We start from the raw sequence: 7,896 nt of genomic DNA on the forward strand, positions 1-7,896 counted from the left end.
CACACATCTGTGTCAGCTCTGGATCTGGCCACTTCGCGGTGGATGCGGTAGGCAGGTGACGTGTTCGTTGTCGGAGGTCTGGGATACATCGGGTCCGCGCTCATGCCGCTCGCTCCCGAGGCCGTTGCCGTCTCGCGCGACGGCGGCGGCGCTTCGCGATCCTGGGCGGACCTGCTCTCGCGGCTTCCTGCGAGCGAGGCGCCTGTCATCGTGTGGCTGCTCGACGGAGCCAAGCACGAAGAACTCGATCGGCTCGGTGACCTGGTCGGTGTTCTTCCGGTCGGTTCGCATGTGGTGTACGTGTCCACGTGCACGGTCTACGGCGACGCTGCCGGCCGAACCTGCACCGAGGACACGCCGCTGCAGTTGGTCACGCCTCACGCCCAGCTGAAGAAGGCCGGTGAGGACACCCTCGAACGAGCGGAGGGCATCACGTCGTCGGTGTTGCGGTTCGGTGCCCTGTACGGCGCGGATCCGCGCGGGATTCGGCGGGACCGAGTGACCAAGTGGCTCACCGAGGCGCACGACGAGGGCACGGTCACCGTTCCCGATCCGGCGCACTGGCGCGGCTGGCTACACCGCGACCAGGCCGCACGGGCACTGCACGCCGCAGCTCGGTCACGGCAGCCAGGGGTATTCAATGTCGCCAGTGCGAACGCCGCGTTCGCTGACGCCGTCAGCACGGCCGCGCGCCTGTTCGACGCTGAGATCGTGGCCTCGGACCGGCCCGACCTCCTGGATTACCGGATCGACGCCACCCTGGCCCGCGAGGCCGGACTGCTGACTGAGCAGCCCGGCGAGGACGTGTCCGGCTCCACGCGCGTGGTCAGCGCGAGACTGTGGCCGGACATGGCACGTGAAGGGAGTACCGATGCGTAGGCTGACGCACCAAGCAGTCTCAGGCGAGGGAGGGTCGAGGCCATGAGTGATCTCGAAGAGACGATCGGGAGCCGGGTCGCGCATTACCGCAAGGTCCGCCAGATGACCCAGCTCGCCCTCGCACAGCGAGCGTCGATCAGCGTGTCGCTGGTCCGGAAACTCGAACAGGGCTCGCGGGACGCAACCCCGGTCGTGGTCGCCGCGGTCGCCAAGGCACTCGACGTCGATGTCACCACGCTCAACGGCCAGCCGTATGACCGCGACGGCCGCCACCCCGATCAGATCCACGCCCTGATGCCGCCTCTCCGCCGTGCCTTGGCGTACTGGGACGTGGCTCCCGTGCTGGAGACCGCGCCACGCAGGTGGGCGCAGCTCGAAACGGACGCCCGCGAGATCTCTCGCCTGCGCCAGGCCGCCCAGCACCTACAGGTCGCCGCACGGCTGCCGGCACTTCTGCTGGAGGCGACCGCAAGCGCGGTGGAGGCCACCGGGACGAGGCGTGAGCGCTACTTCGAGATCCTGACCGTCCTGTTGTTCGCCGCCCACTCGGTCACGTACAAGACGGGCCAGGAGGACCTGTCAACCGTCGTGGAGGATCGCCTCACCTGGGCCGCCGGTCAGTCCGCTGACCCGCTGATGGCGGCTCTGGCGGCCTGGGCCCGTACGACGTCGCTCTTGCGCGCCGGTGCCTACGACGTCGGACAGAATCTGCTGGAACGCGCACACGCCAACGTGGATGTTGACGTCGATGGGTCCGACGGCCAGCGCATGGCGGGATCCCTGCACCTGCGCGGTGCGATCCTGGCCGCCCGCGCCGGAAACGCCGCAACCACCGAGACGCACCTGAGCGAGGCGAAAGAGCTCGCCAACCGGGTCGGTACGGACAGCGACGGTGGCTGGCACCAGCTCACCTTCGGCCCCAGCAACGTCGGCATTCACGACGTCGCCGCCGCGATCGAGCTCGGCGACGGTCCGGCCGCGCTCGACCGTGCCGAGCCGCTGCGCCTCTCGACCGCCATCCCCGCGATCCGTGCCAGCCATCACTACATGGACCTCGCCCGCGCCTACCTGTGGCAGGGACGCAACGACCGCGCCCTGGCCTGCCTGCACAAGGCCCGCGAACTCGCGCCCCAGCAGACCCGCCACCACCCCACCACTCGCGAGGTACTCCGCATGCTCGTGCGCGCCCACCGCCAGGCGAACGAGCCACTGGCCCGCTTTAGCGCCTGGGTCGGCGTCGGCCCGCACGCCTGATAGGCCGCGCGGGCGGAATAGCCCGATATGACGCCGGGCTGTTCAGGTGAGGGATTCCCCCGATCGCACATGCGATGCTCGCCTGCATGGAGCTCATATGTCGCCGGTGCGACCGGCCGGTCCGGGTCAGCGCTGCGCAGCTCGACGTCTTTGAGCAGATGCACTACATGTGCTTCCACTACGAGTTCGAGCACGGTGAGGTCGATGTCGACCAGGCGTGTTCTGCTGGCGGCTGCCCGTCCGCAACGGTCGGCGCCGGCCGTGAGCTTGTCGTCCGAACCGCTCGCACGCTGGCGATCGAGTCGGCGTCCGATGTGCCGTGGACCAATCCGATGTTGCACGAGTACCTGGAAGCCTTCGCGAACTGGTTGGAGGACTCTGACGGGTACTACCTCAACGATCGGCGAGTCCCGCCAGCGAACGGCTGGGAGGTTGTCAACGACGGGCTGCGTGCCGCGACCAGCTACGAGTGACCGAGCCTGCCGACTGCCGCTTTCCTGCTACCCGCAAGCGCGAAGTGGTGCCCAGCACGGGCCGGGACCCAGGGGGCGGATTCTCGGGGTCCTCGCAACACCTGATGACCTAAGTGGTGGTCAGTAGATCACGCAGGCGCTCGGCTGGTGTTATCCAGTCGAGCGTTTTGCGTGGTCGTCCGTTGAGTTGTTGGGCGACGTGCTCGAGGTCCTCGGTGGAGTGGACGGACAGATCAGTGCCCTTGGGGAAGTATTGGCGCAGCAGGCCGTTGGTGTTCTCGTTGCTGCCGCGCTGCCAGGGCGAGTGTGGTTCGCAGAAGTAGACCGGCACGCCGGTGGCGATCGTGAACTGTTTGTGCGCGGCCATCTCGCAGCCCTGGTCCCAGGTCAGTGACCCGCGTAGATGCTCGGGCAATGTGCCGATCAGGGGCACGAGCACGTCGCGGACCTCTTCGGCGGTGTGCCCGCCGGGCAGGTGCCCGAGCATCACGTAGCGAGTGGTGCGCTCGACCAGGGTCACGATCGCGCTCTTGCCGCCGGTGCCGACGATCAGGTCACCCTCCCAGTGACCGGGCACCGCCCGATCCTCGATCTGTGCGGGACGCTCGGAGATCATCACCATCTCCTCGACGAACCTGGGCGTGCGCTGTTCCGGGCTGCGGTGCGGTTTGCGGCGGGTGCGCCCGGTGCGCAACGCGTCTGCGACCTCCCGTCGTAGCCCGCCGCGAGCCTGGACGTAGATCGCCTGGTAGACCGTCTCGATGCTCACGCGCATGCTCTCGTCGTTGGGAAACTCCTGGATCAGAGCGTGGCAGATCTGCTCGGGCGACCAGCGCTCTCGCAGCTTGCCGGCGACGAAGTCACGCAGCGGTCCGTCCTGGGCCAGCTTCGACGCCTTCGCGCGCCCACGACTGCTCGCCCACGCCCGCTGCGCGGCGTGCGGCCGGTAGACGCCATCGACCGAACGAGCATCGACCTCTCGCTTGATCGTTGACGCCGACCTGCCCAGCGCCCGCCCGATCGCCCGCAACGAGGCGCCCTGCCGGTGCAAGTCGGCGATCTGCTCACGATCGGTCACGGTCAAGAACCGCGAGTGCAGCACGGCCTCGACCGCCGCGACGGACGGTCCCTCCACGACGGTGGTCACACCCGACTTGTAGCCGACACGACGACCGTCTGGGTAGGTGCGCGCTCCGTTCGACTTCTTGACGCCCCGGTCCCAATCTTCGGCAGTGCGCAGGTGAATGCCGACCTGGGCCGCGGCCTGGCGCCGTGGCATCCCGGCCGCGCGGAGCTTGCAGAACTCGACCCGACTCGGGTGAACGCCTCGCCCGCCCAGCTTCCCTCGGCCACGGATCCCCGCTCTCCTCGCCCACCTGTACGCCGTCCTCGCACTCACACCAACCACTCGCGCAGCCCCAGCAATACTGCCGTCCTCCTGGTCCAGCGCCGCGAAGAACCTCGCCTTGAGCTCGTCAGAAACCACGGTCCCCGCAACCCCCTGAAATCCAGGGTGTTGCGGGGACCGCTAGAACTCGCGGGGTCAGGTCCCGGCCCGTGTCCCGCCAGTGGTCTGGGTGGCGGGCTCGCGACCGATGCAGGGGCGCAACGACCGCAAGATGATGAGTCCGTCGGTCAGGTACTCCGCCTGACGGGCTCGGCGATGGCAGGTCTACCTGCGGCGATGGCCTCGAGAATGGTCGCCGCGCCGTGCTGCGCGAGCGTGCCCGTCGTGGCGTCGGCGGCGGCCTGGACGGCGTCCGGCGAACCGCCCATCGCGATCGCGGTGGCGGCCCACTTGAATGCCGGCACATCGTTCAGGGCGTCTCCGATCGCCAGCGTGTTCGCCGGATCGACGCCGAGACGCCGTCGGACACGGAAGAGCGCGGTTGCCTTGGACAGGAGAGGCGGCGTCACATCGACCCACGACGACGACGCTGGCGTGGCAGTCACATTGAGCGCTCGTACGGGCCGCAAGAGGGTCTCGACCACTCCGGGGGCGCGCAGCACGAGCCGGGTCGTGGCGATGGGGAGGGCGTCATCCGTGACAACGGTCTGGCGCCCGGACAGCGCCCCGCGCTCGAACTCACGGGTCACGAGGTACCCGTAGCCCACCTCCTCCACCGCGATCTCCACCTCGGCCATGAGCTCCCGCGCCAGCTTGACCACCGGTCCGACGTCGAAGGTGAACGCGTCGACGATCTCGTACCCGCCCGGCGCGTTCGGAACCAGGCGCGCGATCACCGCGCCGTTCGACGTCACCAGCCAGCCTGACGTCAGCCCGAGGCTCGCCGCGACCGGAAGCGCCCCGACAAGCGACCTGCCCGTGCTCAACACGATGTGGTGGCCCGCGGCGACGACGTCCTGCGCCGCGTCGGCGGTCACGGGCGGCACATCGATGGTGCCCTCGCGCACGAGGGTGCCGTCAAGGTCGAGCGCGAGCATCATCTGCGCGTCGGTCGCGGCGTCGTCAGCAATGGCGCAGGCCTCCGCGCTCGGTCCGTCGGTCGTTGCCGTTGCTGTTGCCGTGGCGATGGTCTTGGTGCTGGTCATTGCGCTTCTTTCCTTGCTGCGTGTCGGGGTGTGCGGCGCCGGAGGGTGTCGGTCAGGCGTGGCGTCGTTGTCGTCATGGTTCTGGGTTCCACGGCGCTCGTCGTGGAGTCGTCGATGACGGCGCAGGCGGCACCGGAATGTTCGAGTTCGTGTGCGATCCGGGCTCGGGCAGTCGCGAGTGTCGTGTCGGCCGGGACGATCACGAGCCGGGCGTCGTGCACGCGCGCGGCGTCGAGCACTTGGCTGATCGTGAAGCCGTTGAATCTGTCGGTCACGATCTGCGCGAGTGCGAACCCCTCGGCCCGCGCATGCTTGGTGACCGCCTCGCGTTGCTGGCACAGGGCTTCGTCGTCGGGCGCGGAGACGTAGCCGACGGCGGCCGGCGCGGCCGTGTTCACCATGCCGCCCGGGTCGGGCCGCGGAGTGCGGAACGGACCTGGAGCTCCAGGCCCTCGCTGGTCCCGGTCCAGAGCGTGTGCCCGGGCACGAGCAGCCGGTGGTCCAGGGGGTTCGTGCAGCCGAGCATGCGGGCGATCTGCTCGCCGTCGTCCAGCCGGACCGGCTGGACGCACACCCAACTCCGCGCGACCGTGGCCAGGGCGATGCGATCGGCACCGATCCGGTCCAGCGCTCCGCGCAGGACGCCCATCGCCGGGTCGAGCTGATCAGGCGCCCGCTCGTTGACGGGTGCTGCCTCGTTCCGTGCCATCACATGCCCCCTTCTCGTCGACGGCGTCGTAGACCGTCGGTTCGATCTCGGACCGGTAGGTACCGGGCTGGCACGTTCAACATTCGCCGCACCGCAGGGAGCCGAGTGACACGTTCTTGTGTCACCCGTTCCCGATACGGTGGGCAAGACTCACAAGGGCAACAGTCCCGACGAGAGCGGTGGAGGCCCATGGACGACGAGGAATCGATCGGTCGCCGGATCGCGCACTACCGCGTCCAGCGCGGCATGACGCAGACCGCGCTCGCGCAGGCAGCGGCAGTCAGTCTGTCGCTGCTGCGGAAGGTCGAAACCGGCACGAGGGACGCCACGCCGGTACTGATCGCGGCCGTGGCCAAGCCTCTGAGCGTCGATGTGACCACGCTGAACGGACAGCCGTACGACGTCGACGGCCCCCGCCGCGACCAGATCCACGATCGGGTCCCCGCGCTGCGACAGGCACTGAACTACTGGGACCTGCCGCCCGACCTGGAGATCCCGCCTCGAAGCCCGGAGATGCTCCTGGCCGACGCGATCGAGGTCACGCGTCTACGACAGAAAGACCGCAACATCCAGGCCCTGTCCCGCGTTCCCGGGCTGCTGCTGGAGACGACCGCGGCCCTTCACGCAACCGACCAATCCACCGAGCGCGAAACCCTGTGCGACGCCCTGGCAACGCTGCTCCACCCGACGATGTCGATCATGCACGCCACCGGCTACAACGATCTGGCCACCATCGTCGCCGACCGCATCTTCTGGGTCGCCGGCCAGTGGGGCAACCCGCTCATAGGTGGCCTGGCCGCCTACGAGCGCACATCATCGATGCTGCGGCACGGCGGGTATGACATCGGGCTCCGCCTCATTGATCACGCCCGCGCAGCGCTCGACGAGCAAGGCGCGGACCCGTCCGCGCTCCGGATGAAGGGCTCCCTGCATCTGCGCTCCGCGATCCTTGCCGCACGCGCCGGAAACTCCGACATAGCCGGTGCTCACATCGCCGAGGCGCGGGCCATCACTGGACATCTGCCCCAGAACACGGATCACCTGTGGCGCAACCTCGCGTTCGGCCCCACCAACACCGGGTTTCACGATGTCGCCGTCCTTATCGAACTCGGCGACGGCCCGCGAGCCCTGCAGGTCGCTGAAACGCTCGAGATTCCCCAGGGATTCGCCCCGACCCGGACGGCACGCCATCACGTGGACCTCGCCCGCGCATACCTGTGGCAGAACCGCAACGACCACGCCCTCACAAGCCTCGTTCGCGCCCGCGAACTGGCGCCCCAGCAGACCCGGCACCACCCTACTACTCGCGAGGTGCTACGCATGCTGGTGCGAGCACATCGGCGTGCAAACGAACCGCTCGCACGTTTCAGCGCCTGGATGGGTCATCCTGGCTGATCACCAGAGTGAGTCATCAGGCGGTGTCGGGCTCGACGGCATCAAGGAGTTCCGCCCAGGGGAACGTCTTCGCCGCGCCGACACCGGACATGTGCGGCTCATCGGGCCCTATGACAATCCGCACCCCCCAACTGCGCAACAGATCAAGGTTCGATTCGTAGGTGGGGTGCTTGGCGAACTTCCCGTTGATGTACGGGCCGACGGCGATCGGGATGTCCCGCCCGATCTGCTCGGTCAGGCGCGTGAGCACGTACGTGTCCGCGATCCCGAGTGCGAGCTTCGTGATCGTGTTGTACGACGCCGGTGCAATCAGCACAGCGTCGGGATCCGGCAGCGAGTACCCCGCCGTGGTGTGGAAGTCCGTCCGCACCGGCCGTTCGGTCGCCGCCTCGATCTCCGCCACTGTCTCGGCGAACACACTCGCAGCACGCTCGGTCGCCAGGACATGCATATCCCAGTCGCGTCCTGCCGCCATCGGCAGCAACACAGACGGCACCAGGCGGGTCGCTCCGGCGGCGCACACCACGACGTACAAGACACCCCGATTCATGATCGCGACACTACCGACAACTCAGGGCTCCGGCAAAGTCATGACTGGAGGAGTGTGCGGACGGGTCGGTTGAGGTCTCTGGA

The 7,896-nt window shown here is 68.3% G+C and carries 9 protein-coding genes; 4 read left to right on the forward strand and 5 right to left on the reverse strand.

The annotated features are described in order from the left end of the window. Positions 1–60: 60 nt before the first annotated feature. The 3 genes from ACYVK5_RS11410 to ACYVK5_RS11420 all read left to right on the forward strand — a co-directional run bounded on the left by ACYVK5_RS11410 (position 61) and on the right by ACYVK5_RS11420 (position 2,606). Positions 61–879, forward strand: a complete 819-nt coding sequence (locus tag ACYVK5_RS11410) for an NAD-dependent epimerase/dehydratase family protein (protein ID WP_460704948.1) — start codon at positions 61–63, stop codon at positions 877–879. 42 nt (positions 880–921) lie between these two features. Further along, positions 922–2,133: a helix-turn-helix domain-containing protein gene (locus ACYVK5_RS11415; protein ID WP_460704950.1), complete on the forward strand. Its 1,212-nt coding sequence runs from the start codon at positions 922–924 to the stop codon at positions 2,131–2,133. Between the two features lie 86 nt (positions 2,134–2,219). After that, complete coding sequence (locus ACYVK5_RS11420; RefSeq protein ID WP_460704952.1) at positions 2,220–2,606, forward strand: DUF7660 family protein; 387 nt, start codon at positions 2,220–2,222, stop codon at positions 2,604–2,606. A gap of 109 nt (positions 2,607–2,715) precedes the next feature. Here ACYVK5_RS11420 and ACYVK5_RS11425 read toward each other — a convergent pair whose 3' ends face one another. The 4 genes from ACYVK5_RS11425 to ACYVK5_RS11440 form a co-directional block, all read right to left on the reverse strand. Beyond that, positions 2,716–3,885 (reverse strand): IS30 family transposase, encoded by a 1,170-nt coding sequence (locus ACYVK5_RS11425; protein ID WP_460704953.1) that lies wholly within the window; start codon positions 3,883–3,885, stop codon positions 2,716–2,718. A gap of 356 nt (positions 3,886–4,241) precedes the next feature. Next, entirely contained in the window at positions 4,242–5,159 is a 918-nt protein-coding gene (locus tag ACYVK5_RS11430) for an HAD family hydrolase (RefSeq protein WP_460704955.1), read from the reverse strand. Continuing rightward, positions 5,156–5,560 (reverse strand): hypothetical protein, encoded by a 405-nt coding sequence (locus tag ACYVK5_RS11435; RefSeq protein WP_460704957.1) that lies wholly within the window; start codon positions 5,558–5,560, stop codon positions 5,156–5,158. Before ACYVK5_RS11435 ends, ACYVK5_RS11430 begins: the two co-directional genes overlap by 4 nt. Beyond that, positions 5,554–5,868 carry a hypothetical protein gene (locus ACYVK5_RS11440; protein ID WP_460704959.1) on the reverse strand — a complete coding sequence of 105 codons (315 nt, stop codon included), beginning with the start codon at positions 5,866–5,868 and terminating at the stop codon, positions 5,554–5,556. The genes ACYVK5_RS11435 and ACYVK5_RS11440 overlap by 7 nt, the downstream gene beginning before the upstream one ends. Positions 5,869–6,057: 189 nt before the next feature. Here ACYVK5_RS11440 and ACYVK5_RS11445 point away from each other — a divergent pair, with 189 nt between their 5' ends. Continuing rightward, positions 6,058–7,263, forward strand: coding sequence for a helix-turn-helix domain-containing protein (locus tag ACYVK5_RS11445; RefSeq protein WP_460704961.1), 1,206 nt, complete (start codon positions 6,058–6,060; stop codon positions 7,261–7,263). 16 nt (positions 7,264–7,279) lie between these two features. Here ACYVK5_RS11445 and ACYVK5_RS11450 read toward each other — a convergent pair whose 3' ends face one another. Then, positions 7,280–7,813, reverse strand: a complete 534-nt coding sequence (locus ACYVK5_RS11450) for a flavoprotein (RefSeq protein ID WP_460704963.1) — start codon at positions 7,811–7,813, stop codon at positions 7,280–7,282. Between the last annotated feature and the right edge of the window lie 83 nt (positions 7,814–7,896).

This window comes from Myceligenerans halotolerans (genome assembly GCF_054782975.1).